The sequence below is a fragment of the Streptomyces sp. NPDC006743 genome, assembly GCF_040703815.1.
Taxonomy (GTDB): domain Bacteria; phylum Actinomycetota; class Actinomycetes; order Streptomycetales; family Streptomycetaceae; genus Streptomyces.
In genome coordinates, this window is sequence record NZ_JBEYJA010000039.1 from 1 (window position 1) to 14,511 (window position 14,511).

13 protein-coding genes and 1 tRNA gene are annotated in these 14,511 nt (G+C 73.4%); 7 read left to right on the top strand and 7 right to left on the bottom strand.

Annotated elements, in window-relative coordinates:
• Positions 1 to 82 precede the first annotated feature (82 nt).
• Together ABZ719_RS26645 and ABZ719_RS26650 are read right to left on the bottom strand one after the other, a co-directional pair.
• Entirely contained in the window at positions 83 to 400 is a 318-nt protein-coding gene (locus ABZ719_RS26645; RefSeq protein ID WP_366727698.1) for a hypothetical protein, read from the bottom strand.
• Between the two features lie 12 nt (positions 401 to 412).
• Positions 413 to 691 carry a hypothetical protein gene (locus ABZ719_RS26650; RefSeq protein WP_366727757.1) on the bottom strand — a complete coding sequence of 93 codons (279 nt, stop codon included), beginning with the start codon at positions 689 to 691 and terminating at the stop codon, positions 413 to 415.
• Positions 692 to 769: 78 nt separating this feature from the next.
• Between ABZ719_RS26650 and ABZ719_RS26655 the strand changes: the two genes are divergently transcribed.
• Positions 770 to 1,525, top strand: coding sequence for a GntR family transcriptional regulator (locus tag ABZ719_RS26655; RefSeq protein WP_366727699.1), 756 nt, complete (start codon positions 770 to 772; stop codon positions 1,523 to 1,525).
• Between the two features lie 174 nt (positions 1,526 to 1,699).
• Here the strand turns inward: ABZ719_RS26655 and ABZ719_RS26660 are convergent.
• Positions 1,700 to 1,786, bottom strand: a tRNA-Ser gene (locus ABZ719_RS26660).
• Positions 1,787 to 1,865: 79 nt separating this feature from the next.
• Positions 1,866 to 3,503 carry a trypsin-like peptidase domain-containing protein gene (locus tag ABZ719_RS26665; protein ID WP_366727700.1) on the bottom strand — a complete coding sequence of 546 codons (1,638 nt, stop codon included), beginning with the start codon at positions 3,501 to 3,503 and terminating at the stop codon, positions 1,866 to 1,868.
• Positions 3,504 to 3,759: 256 nt separating this feature from the next.
• Between ABZ719_RS26665 and ABZ719_RS26670 the strand changes: the two genes are divergently transcribed.
• The 3 genes from ABZ719_RS26670 (at position 3,760) to ABZ719_RS26680 (ending at position 6,966) form a co-directional block, all read left to right on the top strand.
• Positions 3,760 to 4,587, top strand: coding sequence for a glycerophosphodiester phosphodiesterase (locus ABZ719_RS26670; RefSeq protein ID WP_366727701.1), 828 nt, complete (start codon positions 3,760 to 3,762; stop codon positions 4,585 to 4,587).
• 246 nt (positions 4,588 to 4,833) lie between these two features.
• Positions 4,834 to 5,472 carry an ATP-binding protein gene (locus ABZ719_RS26675; protein ID WP_366727702.1) on the top strand — a complete coding sequence of 213 codons (639 nt, stop codon included), beginning with the start codon at positions 4,834 to 4,836 and terminating at the stop codon, positions 5,470 to 5,472.
• A 528-nt stretch (positions 5,473 to 6,000) separates the two neighbouring features.
• Positions 6,001 to 6,966: a DUF5926 family protein gene (locus ABZ719_RS26680; protein WP_366727703.1), complete on the top strand. Its 966-nt coding sequence runs from the start codon at positions 6,001 to 6,003 to the stop codon at positions 6,964 to 6,966.
• 265 nt (positions 6,967 to 7,231) lie between these two features.
• Here ABZ719_RS26680 and ABZ719_RS26685 read toward each other — a convergent pair whose 3' ends face one another.
• Together ABZ719_RS26685 and ABZ719_RS26690 are read right to left on the bottom strand one after the other, a co-directional pair.
• The gene (locus ABZ719_RS26685; protein ID WP_366727704.1) at positions 7,232 to 7,783 is read right to left on the bottom strand and encodes a hypothetical protein; all 552 of its coding nucleotides are present in this window, start codon (positions 7,781 to 7,783) and stop codon (positions 7,232 to 7,234) included.
• A 278-nt stretch (positions 7,784 to 8,061) separates the two neighbouring features.
• On the bottom strand, positions 8,062 to 8,727 hold the full coding sequence (locus tag ABZ719_RS26690) for a bifunctional DNA primase/polymerase (RefSeq protein WP_366727705.1): 666 nt from the start codon (positions 8,725 to 8,727) through the stop codon (positions 8,062 to 8,064).
• Positions 8,728 to 9,228: 501 nt separating this feature from the next.
• Between ABZ719_RS26690 and ABZ719_RS26695 the strand changes: the two genes are divergently transcribed.
• The 3 genes from ABZ719_RS26695 to ABZ719_RS26705 all read left to right on the top strand — a co-directional run bounded on the left by ABZ719_RS26695 (position 9,229) and on the right by ABZ719_RS26705 (position 13,808).
• On the top strand, positions 9,229 to 10,776 hold the full coding sequence (locus ABZ719_RS26695; RefSeq protein WP_366727706.1) for a PP2C family protein-serine/threonine phosphatase: 1,548 nt from the start codon (positions 9,229 to 9,231) through the stop codon (positions 10,774 to 10,776).
• Between the two features lie 112 nt (positions 10,777 to 10,888).
• The gene (locus ABZ719_RS26700; protein WP_366727707.1) at positions 10,889 to 12,349 is read left to right on the top strand and encodes an aminopeptidase P family protein; all 1,461 of its coding nucleotides are present in this window, start codon (positions 10,889 to 10,891) and stop codon (positions 12,347 to 12,349) included.
• Between the two features lie 67 nt (positions 12,350 to 12,416).
• Positions 12,417 to 13,808 carry a PLP-dependent aminotransferase family protein gene (locus ABZ719_RS26705; protein ID WP_366727708.1) on the top strand — a complete coding sequence of 464 codons (1,392 nt, stop codon included), beginning with the start codon at positions 12,417 to 12,419 and terminating at the stop codon, positions 13,806 to 13,808.
• 72 nt (positions 13,809 to 13,880) lie between these two features.
• Here the strand turns inward: ABZ719_RS26705 and ABZ719_RS26710 are convergent, their stop codons facing one another.
• The gene (locus tag ABZ719_RS26710) at positions 13,881 to 14,324 is read right to left on the bottom strand and encodes an ATP-binding protein (protein ID WP_366727709.1); all 444 of its coding nucleotides are present in this window, start codon (positions 14,322 to 14,324) and stop codon (positions 13,881 to 13,883) included.
• Positions 14,325 to 14,511 lie beyond the last annotated feature (187 nt).

Sequence of the window (14,511 nt, forward strand, 5' to 3'; positions counted from 1 at the left end):
GCGTCAACGTGCTGTGGGCTCTGATCCGCGACCGACGGTGCTATCAAGTCGTACCGCCCGTCACCGCAGCGGCTTGACAACTTCATTGGGAAGCCCCCGCGAGAGCTGACCATGCCTCAGCTGGCGGATGCCGGACCACGACCACCGGGCGCTGCCGTACGCGCCGCTCCCAGGCCGTCACATACGGCCGGACGAGCGCGTTGTCCTCACCCGCCAGGAAACCCAGGCGGTTCGCGGTGTCCTCTCCCTGCCCGGTGACGTCGGTTACGTGCCCGTCCGTGGACATGGACAGCGTGAAGGCGGTCGGCGGCCGGGAGGACGTCGAGGGGCGGCGGTGCCTGCCCTTGCGGAAGTGCCGCTCTCTGGTGAGCGAGACGGCACGGCGGATACGGTTGAGCACGCTGCTCAGCTCCTATCGCTGATGGCTCGGTCCCCCGGCATCGCCCGCCGTGGGGACCGCTTTGGCTACGACCGCCCAGAGGGTGCGGCCGTTCAAGCTGGTGGCGAGGAGCCCGAATCGGTCAGCCTCGGACACCGCGTCCAGGACCTCCCGCCACGAGTCGGCGGAGAGCGATTCCGGTACCTCCGCCTCGATCGACGTGCACCGTTCGTGCTCCTCCACACGGGTGGTGAGCCCGACGGCCGATAACCGGGCCGCGATGACCTCCGCGCTCACTTCGCAAGCAGGCACAGGGCAGCCTCCGTCACCGGCGATCACTTTGAGTGAAGCTAGTTAACTAGGTTAGAGCTAGTGGACTAGATTTTCCATATGCCTGAGCAGCCGCCCTATCTCCGCATCGCCGACGAGCTACGGCGGCGGATCGCGGACCACGTGTGGGAGCCGGGTGACCGCCTGCCCTCGCGCGCGCAGATCGGCCAGGAGTGCGGCGTCGGCGAGAACGTGGTGCGCCGGGCGCAGGAACTGCTGATCTCGCAGGGTGTGTTGGAGGGGCGCGCGGGTTCGGGCACGTACGTCGCCGAGCCGCGGCAGCGCGTGCGGGTCGTGCGTTCCTCTGCGCGCGAGCAGCCCACCGGGTCCCCGTTCCGCGCGGACATGAAGGCCGCGGGCAAGCAGGGGGATTGGGAGAGCCGGACCGACGCCAAAGTCCCGGCGCCGGCGGACATCGCGGGTCGGCTCGGTATCGCCGAGGGCGAGCTGTGCGTCCGGACGACGTACGAGTTCCTCGCCAACGGCAAGCCGGTGCAGTTGTCGACGAGCTGGGAGCCGTACGACCTCACCGCCGGCACTCTCGTCGTGCTCCCCGAGGGAGGGCCGCACGCCGGGGCAGGCGTCGTGAACCGCATGGCCGCGATCGGCGTCACCGTCAGCCACGCCGTGGAACAGCCCGAGCCCAGGCAGGCCACCGCCGAGGAGGCATCCCTACTCGGCATCCAGAAGGCCGCGCTCGTCACCCACATCCGGCGGACGTACTACAGCGACCAAGGGCGCCCCGTGGAGACAGCGGACATCATCGTGCCCGCCGCTCACTGCGAGATCGTCTACGAGATCCCGATCAACCGATAGCAGCACCCGCCCCGCCGCCGGTTGGATCTTCGAGCGCCGCGCTCAGCCCGTGCCCCTTCCGTGCCCGATCGAGCGGGAAACCACGGGGAGATGCGGTGACAGGCGGGCAGCGCACAGCACAACGGCCCCTGACCGTATTGCCAGGTCAGGGGCCGTGCTCACTGCTCAACGCTGCGGAGGCGGTGGGATTTGAACCCACGGTGACATCGCTGCCACGACGGTTTTCAAGACCGTTCCCTTCGGCCGCTCGGGCACGCCTCCCCGCCCCACCGGTGACCGGCGGCGCGGGGACAAGACTATCGGGTCACCGCGCGCGCGTGCGGGCCAGTCGGCGTCGGCGTCAGGCGGCGCTGTCGCCGACGCGGGAGCCGAGGACGAGGTCGACCGTGTGCTCCTTGCCGTCGCGCTTGTACGTGATCTTCACCTTGTCGCCGGGCTTGTGCGTCCAGATCTCGCCGATGAGCGTGGGACCGGAGTCGATCACGGTGTCGTCGAGCCGGGTGATGACGTCACCGGACTTCAGGCCGGCCTTGTCGGCCGGGCTGCCCGGTTCGACCGCGGCGCCGCCGCCCGCGCCCTGGTCGGTGATCTTCGCTCCGTCGGAGCCCTCCTCGACGGTGGCGACCGAGGCGCCGATCCTCGCGTAGACCGGCTTGCCCGTCTTGATCAGCTGCTGGGCGACGTACTTGGCCTGGTTGATCGGGATGGCGAAGCCCAGGCCGATCGAGCCGGACTGGCCGGCGCCGCCCAGGCCGCCGCCGCTGCCGGAGGACTGGATCGCGGAGTTGATGCCGATCACCGCACCGCGCGCGTCGAGCAGCGGACCACCGGAGTTGCCCGGGTTGATGGAGGCGTCCGTCTGCAGGGCGCTCATGTAGGAGGCCTTGCTGTCGCTGCTGCCGTCGCTGGAGGCGACCGGGCGGTTCTTGGCGCTGATGATGCCCGTCGTCACCGTGTTCGACAGGCCGAAGGGCGCGCCGATGGCGATCGTCTCGTCGCCCACGGCCACCTTGTCGGAGTCGCCGAGCGCGAGCGGCTTGAGGTCGGAGGGGGCGTTCTTCAGCTTGATGACCGCGACGTCGTACCCCTGGGCGTGGCCGATGATCTCGGCGTCGTACTTCCTGCCGTCGGGGAAGGTGGCGGTGAGCTTGCCGCCGTCGACGGCGTCGGCCACCACGTGGTTGTTGGTGACGATGTGGCCCTGGGTGTCGAACACGAAACCGGTGCCGGTGCCGCCCTGGCCGTTGGTGCTCTCCGCCTCGATGGTGACGGTGCTCGGCAGCGCCTTGGCGGCCACCCCGGCGATCGAGTTCGGGTCGCGCTTGACCTGGGAGGCCCCGGAATCGGAGGCGGCGACCGTGGTGGAACCGCCGTCGTCGTTCTTGGCCAGGGTGTAGCCGAGGCCGCCGCCCAGACCTCCCGCGACCAGTGCGGCCACCAGGACGGCGGCGATCAGACCACCGCGCCGGCCCCGGGGCTTCGGCGCGGGCTGCTGGTACGCCGCACCCCAGCCGGTCCCGGCACCCGCGCCGCCGTCCGCGTAGGCGGGCACGGCCGGGGGTGCGGGCGGCGGCCAGGACCCGTCGGCGGGCCCGCCGCCGGGACCCTGCGGGGGCTGCTGCCCGTGCGGGAAGCCGGACGACGCGTGTCCGGCGGGGGGCTGCGTACCGAAGGCCTGTTCGGCCGGGGCGTGCGGCTGTGCGGGTGCGGCATCCGCCGCGCCCCCGGGGGCTGCCGGGTGTGCGCCCGCGGGGGCGGGCGCGGACTGCGGGCCGGCCGGTGCGCCCTCCTGCCGCGGGGCGCCGGGCGCGTGCGCGGGCGTCCCGGGCACGTGCGGAGGCGTGCTGGGCGGCGGGGGCGTGGGGGTGCCGCCTCCCTGGGGAGCGGGGGGCTGCGGGGAAGCTGCGGGGGTCTCCACCGGCACGGGAGGTGCGGACGGGGCCGGGGGTACCTCGGTGCCCTCGTTCTCGGTGCTCACAGCTCTTCTCCTCGATCCACGGCTGTTGTTGTCGGTCGCACTCGGTCATGCTCGTCCTGGCCGCCGACGACCGGCGTGCTCCAGCTGTGCATGTGCATCTGTATGTCGTCAGCTTTTCCCACGAGCCGTCAGAGCACCATAAGCCGATGCTGTGGGTCGGACGCCATTCCTTATATAGGGCATCAAGCCCTAAACGGACACATTATCGACAGTCGTCCGCCCCCACGCGGGCCCGCGGCGGTGGCACCATGACGCGGTGACCCACGCACGGCAGCATCACATCCAGGTCGTCGCACACCGCGGAGCCTCCGAGGCCGCACCGGAACACACCCTCGCCGCCTACCGGACGGCGATCGAGGACGGCGCGGACGCCCTCGAGTGCGACGTACGCCTGACCGCGGACGGCCACCTCGTGTGCGTGCACGACCGCCGCGTCAACCGTACGTCCAACGGCCGCGGCGCGGTGTCCGCCCTGGAACTCGCCGACCTCGCCGCGCTGGACTTCGGCTCCTGGCGCTCCCGGGCCACCTGGCGGGGCCGCGACGAGGAACCCGACTGGGTCGTACGGCCCGAGGACCCCGAGGACACCGCCGTCCTCACCCTGGAGCGGCTGCTGGAACTCGTCGCCGACGCGGGCCGGCGGGTGGAGCTGGCCATCGAGACGAAGCACCCCACCCGGTGGGCCGGGCAGGTCGAGGAGCGGCTGCTGGCCCTGCTGAAGCGGTTCGGCCTGGACGCCCCGGCCTCCCCGGCCGAGTCGGCGGTGCGCGTGATGAGCTTCTCGGCACGCTCCCTGCACCGGGTGCGGGCGGCCTCCCCGACGCTGCCGACGGTCTACCTGATGCAGTTCGTCTCCCCCCGGCTGCGCGACGGGCGGCTTCCCGCGGGCGTCCGGATCGCAGGGCCCTCGATCCGCATCGTGCGCGGTCATCCGGCGTACGTCGAGCGGCTGAAAAGCGCCGGTCACCAGGTGCACGTGTGGACGGTGAACGAGCCGGAGGACGTCGCCCTCTGCGTCGAGCTGGGCGTGGACGCCATCATCACCAACCGCCCGGGCGCGGTCCTGCACCAGCTCGGCCGCTGAGACCCGCCGAACGGGCCTGCCGAAAGGGCCGTGCCGACCGGCCGCGGCCGGTCCGGCCGCCGGGTCCCGACCGGCCCGCGGACCGGGCCGTCCGCCGGTTCTTCGGCCGCACCGCCGAACGGGCCACCTGGTGAGTCTTCGGCCGGCTGCCGGCCCACCCCGGCAGGCCCCGCCACACCGGCGAGATCCAGCCACTCAGTCACAGGGAGTGCTCCGGCGCGTTCGGCGTGTGTTCGATCGTTGCGAATGCGTCGCCGGGCGGCGAATGGCCGGTTTCCGGTTCAGGCCAATGGGGCATCCACACCGTGGCGTGGGGCGAAGGAGGTCTCGGGGGTGGCGTTGGTGGTGGCACAGGAGGTGCCCACGTCGTCGAGCATGGCCGTACCCCATGGCCCTGCGGGCGTGGGGGAAGCAAGGCACCGGATGCGCGCACAGTTGCGCAGGGGTGGCGTGGCGGAATCGGTCATCGACGATGCCGTTCTGATCCTTTCCGAACTGTTGAGCAATGCCTGCAAACACGGTCGTCCACTGGACGGCGCCCTGGCCGGCGACGGTGACGTCCGCGCCGCCTGGCGCGTCGACGCGAGGGGCCGGCTGCTGGTCGAGGTGACGGACGGCGGCGGCCCGACCCGCCCGGCCCCCGCCACCCCCTCGGTCACCGCGCACGGCGGCCGTGGGCTGAACATCATCACGGCGCTCTGCGACGACTGGGGAGTGCGGGACGACGTCCGCGGCGAGGTCACCGTGTGGGTGGTGGTCCACGCCGACGTCCACGACCCGGACGCCGGCCACCGCCGCGACGACTTCGCCACGCGCGTCGCCGCACCGGCGGTGGCGGCGCTGCCCGAACTCGACTTCGTGGACGCCTTCGACGATCTGGGCTGAAGCACAGGTGAACAGGGGCGGGCGGGGCCCGCCCCGCCCCTCACCCGTCCTCCCGCACGCGCGGCGGCCGTGCACCGGCGACGCGACACCTGCACGGTGGCCCTGCCCGCGCCCGCGCGCGCGCGCGCCGGCACGCCCGTCCCGCGATGCTCAGCGTTCGTACGCGTCCGGTGCACGCGCCCCCGGCACGCGGCCCCTCGTTACGGCCCGTTCGCACGCCGCCCGTACACGCACCCTCGTCCAGCCGGTTCCCACGCACCGCTGGGACCCGCCCCTGGTGCGGCCCGCCAGGTTCGCGCCCACCGCTCGGTCCTGGCCGTGGTGCAGGCGGTTCGCACGTCCGCTCGGACCACCCTCCATAAAACCCGTTCGCACGCCCCGTTTCACGTGCACCGCTCGTACACGTCATCGAGCACCCGGCCCCGAGTTGTCCACAACGCCCGTCTCGTCCACAGCTTCCCGCCGCCGCGGGTGTGAACGACTAGGCTCGCGCCCGTACAAGACGAGCCGTAACCGGGAGACACCCAGATGGCCAAGAAGCGACCCCAGACGAAGGCCAAGCGCCCGCAGCTCACGGACGGAGAGATCCCGGTGGTCGGCGCCCGCGAGCCGTGCCCGTGCGGCAGCGGCCGGCGCTACAAGGCCTGCCACGGCCGGGCCGCCGCGCACGCGGCGACCGAGTTGGTGCAGCGGCCGTTCGAGGGCCTGCCCGGTGAGTGCGACTGGGTCGCGCTGCGCGAGCTGGTCCCCGCGGCCACGGCCGAGCTGACGCTCAAGGACGGCCTGCCCGAGGGCGTTCCGTCGGTGCGGCTCGCCACCGTGCTGCCCATGGCCTGGCCCGCGCTGCGCCGCGAGGACGGCTCCGTGCTCATCGGCCTGCAGAACGACACGGCGTCCGGCGACATCAGCCGCGACCTCGCCGACACCCTGCTGCGCGCGCTGGAGGCCGAGCCCGGCAACCCGGTGCAGGGCCGCCGCGCCCCGGCGGACGGCCCCCGGCTGCAGGACCTGCTCGACCTGTCGGCCCCCTTCGAGCCGGTGGTGCACGAGGGCTTCGAGTTCTGGGTCCCGGACGCGGAGAACGCGACGGCGGAGGTCACGGCCTCCCTGGAGCGGGCCAACGCCGCGGCCATCCCGACCGTGCGCCTGCAGGGCGTGGAGGCGGCCTACTGGTGCGAGACCCCGGACAAGAACCACCTGCGGTGGGTCATGCCGCACCCCGAGGAGCACCTTCTGGACGCTCTCGCGCGGCTGCACGCGGCGGGCGCCTCCAGCCTCGGCGAGGGCACCCGCCTGGTCGGCTCCTTCCGCGCCCACGGCCTCACGGTGCCCGTCTGGGACCTGCCCAGCGGCTTCGGGGCCCAGGACGCGGAGAAGCCGGCCGCCGAGTTCGCCGAGCGGCTGGCCGGCGCCCTGGCCGACGACACGCCGCTGACGGGTGACGAGCGGCGGGCCCGCGGCGGCCTGACCAACCGCCAGGTCACCCTCAGCTGAGCCGCCGGCCGGCGGGCCGGTGCTGACCGACCGGCCAGCCGGACGCCCCGCGCGGAACAGGCAGCTCCAGTTCCAACTCCCGTGCCGCGCGGGCGAGTCGGTGTGACCGGAAAGACGACCCACGAGGTGACTGGAAACCCGGGATCGAATTTGCGAACCGCCGATCTCTTGTTACCGTTCCAATAGCCCGGTTGCTGGTGCATCCCCCGTCGCCAGCAACCGGGTCTTTCCATGTGCGCCGCCGCTCACCGAGCGCAGCCGTCGGTCAACTCCCCGTCCCCGTCGGCGAGTTGCTTCCCGAGCGCAGCAGCAGCGGTCCGCTCCCGGCCCGCTCCGCGCGCCCGGCGAACTCGGTGACGGCCGTGTAGGCGGCCGACGCGCCGCGGGTGCGTTCGCGAGGTGTCTCACAGGTGTCCGGCTCGTCGTCGCCGTCCAGGGCGCACTGCGTGCGTACGGTGCGCTCGCCCGGCCCCATGAGGGTCAGGGCCGCGTCCAGGGGCCGGCCCGTGGCGTTGCGGTAGTAGGCGCGCGCCCAGGTGTCGGCACCCTGGGTGAGCACGCACGTCTGTGCCTCGACCCCGTCGGGCGAGGAGACCTCGGGGCCGCAGCGGGCGGCGGTCGCCAGCCCGAGGCCGAGCAGGAAGGGTGTACGGGCGGGAGCGGCGGACGGCATCTTCTCGTCGCCCCGCGGCCGGGCGGGCGCGGTGGACGGCGCGCCGGCGGCGCCGGCCCGGTCACCCACCTGTCCGGCGGAGGCCACGGCCAGCGGCAGCGCGACGGCGCACGCCACGACCCCCGTGAGCGCGAGCAGACGCATCCGCCGGGGATCAGCACCGCGCCACCGCCCGGACCCGCTCCCCGGCCCGTCCCCGGATCCGGGCCCGTCGTGCCGGTGCGCGCAGCCGGTCTCCCGGCCGTCCGAGCGTCCGCACGGATCTCCGTCCCGGTGCCCGTCCGGCCGTCCGCCCCGGTGTCCTTCTTCGTGGCCGCCTCGGCGTCCGCTCGGGTGTCCGCTTCCGTGTCCCTGGAGATCGCGCAGCATGAAGGGACGATAACCACCAGAACGGGCGTTTGACCCCGGCGCGCCCGACACCCCTACAACTCGGGCGCGCTCACACCCTTACGAGTGAGGGCGTCCACCACGGCGTCCACCACGGCCTCGACGTCGGGCACCCAGGGCGAGGCGGACCCGGGCAGCGGGGCGCGCTCCCAGCGGACCGGCCCGGCCCCCGTCTCGGAGGGCGGCAGGGCGAGGTAGCCGCCCTCACCGTGGAAGCGGAGCGAGCCGGGCACGAAGTCCTTGGCGTAGAGGAGTTCGCCGAGCTGCTCCATGGAGTACGGCCTGACGAGGATCGACCAGCGCGCGGGCGAGGCGACGACCGGGCCGAGCCGCACCCCGGCGTGGTCGAGCGCGCGCAGGGCGCGGGCCGCGGCGAGGGCCGGCAGGCTCACCGCGCAGGGTGCCCTGCCGCCGGTGGCCAGGACGATCGGCGCGGCGGGCCGGTTGGTCCACCACCAGCGCACCATCCGGGCGTCGGTGGTGGCCGCGAGGAGGCCCGGGTCGAAGGGGTGCGCGCCGGGCACCGTGCATTCGGGGTCGGGACAGCCGCAGCGGGCGGGCCGCCCGGGGTCCCGTGCCACGCCGGGGAGCACGGGCCACTGCCACTGGGCGGCGAAGGTCAGGGCCGCGTCGATCGGCTCGGCCCTCCCGTCGCCGCGCCGGGACAGGAGCCTGCGTCGCCTTCCGGGGATCTCGCGCATGAGCGCTCGTTCCTTTCCGTTGCACCGCTGGCAACACCGTGGGCCACATCACACCATGTGTCGATCACTTCACTGGGCGTACCTGTTGGCGCATCACACCCCTGCCTTCGGCACGGGGAACCCCTTCGGGCCGGGCACCGGCTGCTTCCGCGACAGCCTGCCCATACGCGTCTCTCAAGAGCATGGGCGTGGCGCGGGGTGGCGGAGCATGGCGTTTTGCCGTCGCTCGTTCTGCTCTCCGCCGCCGTCACGCGAGGATGGGGCACGGCCGTCGGTGGATAGGACGCCCGGGTCCGTCACCAGGTTCCGGGCGGTTCCCAACCACCCCTGGCCTTCTCCGAGTACGTACCCATCACGACCGCTGTGACGCTCTGTGGAACGAAACCAGTCGACCGCAATAGGCCGTTACCCGAGGCAGTTTCAAGCCAACTTCGTTGATGCGCAAGAGTCCAGGAGGACAACCACGGCAGGCCCTCTGACACCAGGAATCCCAGCAGGACAATGCTGGACATCCCCTCACGAGTGCGTGTACATGTGGAGACACTGCTGGCGGCGCAGAATGACATGGGGGTTTGCGATGCTTTTGAGCAGTACGCACCGGCCGGAAAGCCGGACACCATGAACGCCCCTCATCCTCAGAAAGTGGCCGGAATCGATTCAACGGTTCCCGCACCCGCCCACACTGTCGCGTCCGCCTCCGCAGCCCCGGACGCCTCTCCGGCCGCCGTCGGCCACAGCGCGCACTCCCCGCACACCGCCCACCCGGCGGGCGCCCTCCTCCAGGACCGGCTCGCGGGCTGGGTCTCCGACCTCACGACCCTGCACGACCTGACCGAGCGGCTGACCCGCACCGGCCGGCTCGACGCCGCCCTGGAGGAACTGCTGCACGCCGGAGCGGCCCTGGTGGGCGCCCGGCGCGGCCTCCTCGTCCTCGAACCGGACGACCGCCTGGGCCCGGACACCACCGTCGGTCTGGGCCTGGCCCGCGCCGACCTCGGCCACATCGAGACCGTCCCGCGCCACGCCATGCCCTACGGCGCCCTCCTCGACACCGCGGCCGGACTGCCCGGCGGCGACGGCGAGATCGTGCGCCCCGACCTGTTCGCGGAGGACAGCCTCGACCCCCGCCACCGGGAGGTGGCCGCCCGCCTCGGCTACGCCGCCGGGTACGCGCTGCCCCTGACCACCGAGGCCGCCGGCCGGCTCGGCGCCGCCCTGTGGCTCTACGACGAGCCCGCCGAACCGACCGACCGGCAGCGCCACCTCGCCGGCCTCTACGTCCGCTTCGCCACCGAGCACCTCGCACGCCTGATCGAGTGCGAACGCACGCGCGCGTGCATGGCGGCGATGACCGAGGAACTGCTGCCGTCCCGGCTGCCGCGCACACCCGGCGTGCACCTCGCCGCCCGCCGCCGCACCGGTTCGCACGGCGGCGGCGACTGGTACGACGCGCTGCCCCTGCCCGACGCCGCCCTCGGCCTCGCGGTCGGCTCCGTCACCGGCACCGGTCCCGGCGCGGTCGCCGCGGCGGGCCGGCTGCGCGCCTCCCTGCGGGCGTACGCGGTGATGGAGGGCGAGGACCCCGTCGCCGTCCTGTCCGACCTGGAACTGCTCCTGCGGCTGACCGAGCCCGCCCGCTGCGCGACCGCCCTGTTCGCCTACTGCGAGCCCGAGCTGCGCCGGATCACCGTCGCCGGCGCCGGGCACTGCCCGCCGCTGCTGGTCGGCGACCGGCGCACCGAGTACGTCGAGACGACCGTGTCCGCCCCCCTGGGCATGCTCGCCTGCTGGGAGGCGCCCAGCGTGGAGTTCCAGGTCGGCGCAGGCGAAACGGTGCTGCTCTACACCGACGGGCTGCTGCACCGCACCGGCGAGACCGTCGACCGCGCCTTCGCGCGGCTGCACTCCGCCGCGGCCGGCGTCCCGCGCGCGGTGCGCCACGACCCGGACGCCGTCGCCGACCACGTGCTGCGCACCGTCCTGCCCGACGGCCTGGACGTGACCGGCGGCACGGAGGACGTGGTGCTGCTGGCGGCACGCTTCGAGTAGGCCCGCGGACACCGCAGGTGACGGCGCTCCCGTAACAGGCGCTCTCCCCCCGGGCCCCTTCCGTACGACCGTACGATGGGGGTGGTCCAGTGCCGTATCGAGGAGGAAGACCGTGGCGGACGAGCTCACCCCGGAGACCCCGGAGACCGAGAGCGAGGAGCCGATCAAGCAGCGCAAGAACGGCCTGTACCCGGGCGTGTCCGACGAGCTCGCCGAGAACATGAAGTCCGGGTGGGCCGACACCGAGCTGCGCGGCCTGGAGCCGGTCGGGCAGGCGGAGCACACCGCCCGCCGCCGCGCCGCGCTGTCCGCCCGCTTCCCCGGTGAGCGCCTGGTGATCCCCGCGGGCAACCTGAAGACCCGCTCCAACGACACCGAGTACGCCTTCCGCTCCTCGGTCGAGTACGCCTACCTCACCGGCAACCAGACCGAGGACGGCGTCCTCGTGCTGGAGCCCACCGCGGACGGCCACCGCGCCACCCTCTACCTCCTGCCCCGCTCCGACCGGGAGAACGGCGAGTTCTGGCTCGACGGGCAGGGCGAGCTGTGGGTCGGCCGCCGCCACTCCCTGACCGAGTCCGAGGCGCTGTACGGCATCCCGGCCGCCGACGTGCGCGAGCTGGCGGGGAAGCTGCGCGAGGCCACCGGCCCGGTCCGTGTCGTGCGCGGCCACGACGCCGGCGTCGAGGCGGCCCTGACCGACAAGGTCACCGCCGAGCGCGACGAGGAACTGCGCGTCTTCCTGTCCGAGGCCCGCCTGGTCAAGGACGACTTCGAGGTCGGCGAGCTGCAGAAGGCCGTGGACTCCACGGTGCGCGGCTTCGAGGACGTGGTGAAGGTCCTCGACAAGGCCGAGGCGACCAGCGAGCGCTACATCGAGGGCACGTTCTTCCTCCGCGCGCGCGTGGAGGGCAACGACGTCGGCTACGGCACCATCGCCGCCGCCGGCCCGCACGCCTGCACGCTGCACTGGGTCCGCAACGACGGCCCGGTCCGCTCCGGCGACCTGCTGCTGCTGGACGCGGGCGTGGAGACCCACACCCTGTACACCGCCGACGTCACCCGCACCCTGCCGGTCAGCGGCACGTACAGCGAGATCCAGAAGAAGATCTACGACGCCGTGTACGAGGCCCAGGAGGCGGGCATCGCGGCGGTGAAGCCGGGCGCCAAGTACCGCGACTTCCACGACGCCGCCCAGCGCGTGCTCGCCGAGAAGCTCGTCGCATGGGGCCTCGTGGAGGGCCCCGTCGAGCGGGTCCTGGAGCTGGGCCTGCAGCGCCGCTGGACCCTGCACGGCACCGGCCACATGCTCGGCATGGACGTCCACGACTGCGCCGCTGCGCGCACGGAGACGTACGTGGACGGCACGCTGGAGCCGGGCATGGTCCTCACCGTCGAGCCCGGCCTGTACTTCCAGGCGGACGACCTGACGGTCCCCGAGGAGTACCGCGGCATCGGCGTCCGCATCGAGGACGACATCCTCGTCACCGAGGACGGCAACCGGAACCTGTCCGCCGCCCTGCCGCGCCGCTCGGACGAGGTCGAGACGTGGATGGCGGCCCTGAAGGGCTGACACCGGACACAGCGGCCGGGCACCCGAGCGGTGCCCGGCCGTACACATGCCCAGGGGGAGGGTTTTCGTGGACATCGGGGACTTCGGGGACGCGGACGGCTTCTGGTCCGCGGTCGGGGTGGACCTGCACCTGGAACCGGACGCGGCGGCGGGCCGCCGTGCGGGCCTGGAGAAGGCGCTCAGGGACGCCGTGCGGGACGGGCGGCTCACGCCCGGCTCGCGGCTGCCGGCGACCCGGCGGCTGGCGGCCGAACTGGGCGTCTCCCGGGGCACCGCGAAGGCGGCCTACGACCAGTTGGTCGCCGAGGGGTACCTGACGGCGCGCCAGGGCTCCGGCACCCGCGTCGCCGCCCTGCCCGCCGTGGACCGGCAGGAGCCCGGAGCGGCGGCACGCGCGCGTGCGCCCCGTCTCGACCTGCGGCCCGGCAGCCCCGACGTGGGCGCCTTCCCGGCGGCGGCCTGGCTGCGGGCGCTGCGCCGCGCCATAGCGACGGCGCCCTCGCTGGCGTACGACTACGGCGATCCGCGCGGCCGGATCGAACTGCGCACCGCGCTGGCGGGCTACCTGGGCCGGGCCCGCGGGGTCATCGCGCCGCCGGAGCGGATCGTGATCACCGCCGGGTACGTGCAGGGCCTGGCCCTGCTGACCCGCGTGCTGGACGGCGCCTCGGTCGCCATGGAGGACCCCGGACTGCCCTTCCACCGGGACGTGGTCCGGCACAACGGCGGCACCGTGGTGCCGGTACGGGTGGACGAGCGGGGCGTGCGGGCGCAGGACCTGGGCGAACACGGCGCCGTCGTCGTCACCCCCGCGCACCAGTACCCGACCGGGGTGACCCTGCACCCCGAGCGGCGGCGGGCCCTGACCGACTGGGCACGCGCGCGTGGTGCCCTGATCGTCGAGGACGACTACGACGGTGAGTTCCGCTACGACCGCCAGCCCGTCGGCGCGCTCCAGGGCATGGCGCCCGGTCACGTCGCCTACCTCGGCACCGCCTCCAAGACCCTCGGCCCCGCGCTGCGCCTGGGCTGGATGGTCCTTCCGCCGCACCTGGTGGACGCGGTGGCCGACGCCAAGCTGCACAGCGACCACCACACCGAGACCATCGGGCAGCTGGCGCTCGCCGAACTGATCGACAGCCACGCCTACGACCGGCACGTGCGCGCGTGCCGGCTGCGTTACCGGCGCCGCCGGGACCAGCTCCTGGACCGGCTGGGCCCGCGCCGCCGGGTGCGCGGGATCGCCGCCGGGCTGCACGCCCTGGTCGACGTCGAGGACGAGGACGCGGTGCTGGCCCGGGCTCAGGAGGAGTCCCTGGCCCTCGGCCGCCTGGCCGACCACTGGCACACCCCCGGCGCGGGACGGCCGCAGGGCCTCGTCGTCGGCTACGGGACGCCGAGGGAGCGGACCTACCCCGAGGCACTGGACGTCCTGGCGAAGATCCTGGACGAGGTCTGAGGGGCCGGAGACCGGCCCGCTGGGACCGGGAGCGTCCAGGGCGCCGGGCCCTGGGCGCTGGGCCTGTGGGTACTAGACCGCCACCAGAGGGGCGTTCTCGCGCCACTTCAGGATCTTGTCGAAGCTCACCACCGCCCCGCCGCGCCCCGGCTTGTTGCCGATATGGACGTGGTCGGCGAGTTCCCGGATGAGGCACAGGCCGCGGCCGTGCTCGGCCTCCGCGTGCGGGGCGCGCAGCGGCACCCGGTGGCCGCCGGCCGGGAAACCGGGGCCCGTGTCGGCCACCTCGATGCGGCACTTCTCCCCGTCGAGGTAGGCGGTCACGCGGTACGCTCCGCAGGCGGCGTCCCCGCCGTGCTCGACGGCGTTCGCGCAGGCCTCGCTCAACGCGACGGACAGGTCGTAGGAGACGTCGGGGTCGACGCCCGCCGTCTCCATGGTGCCGAGCAGGAGCCGGCGGGCGAGCGGCACGCTCGCGGCGTCACGCCGCAGATGCAGTGACCACCAGATGCTCATGCTCCAGCCTCCCGGCCGCGGCTCGACATACCGTTACGTATTGCCCCGCGTGCCCGGCCGTAAGCACCGAGTTGACGCGGAAACGCCCGACCGGCGGATGTGGTGCGGACGGAATCGGTGTATGCGTGGGACCATCCGCCGCAGAACGTGACCCACCTGGAGGTACCGCATCTTGTGGACCTGCCGT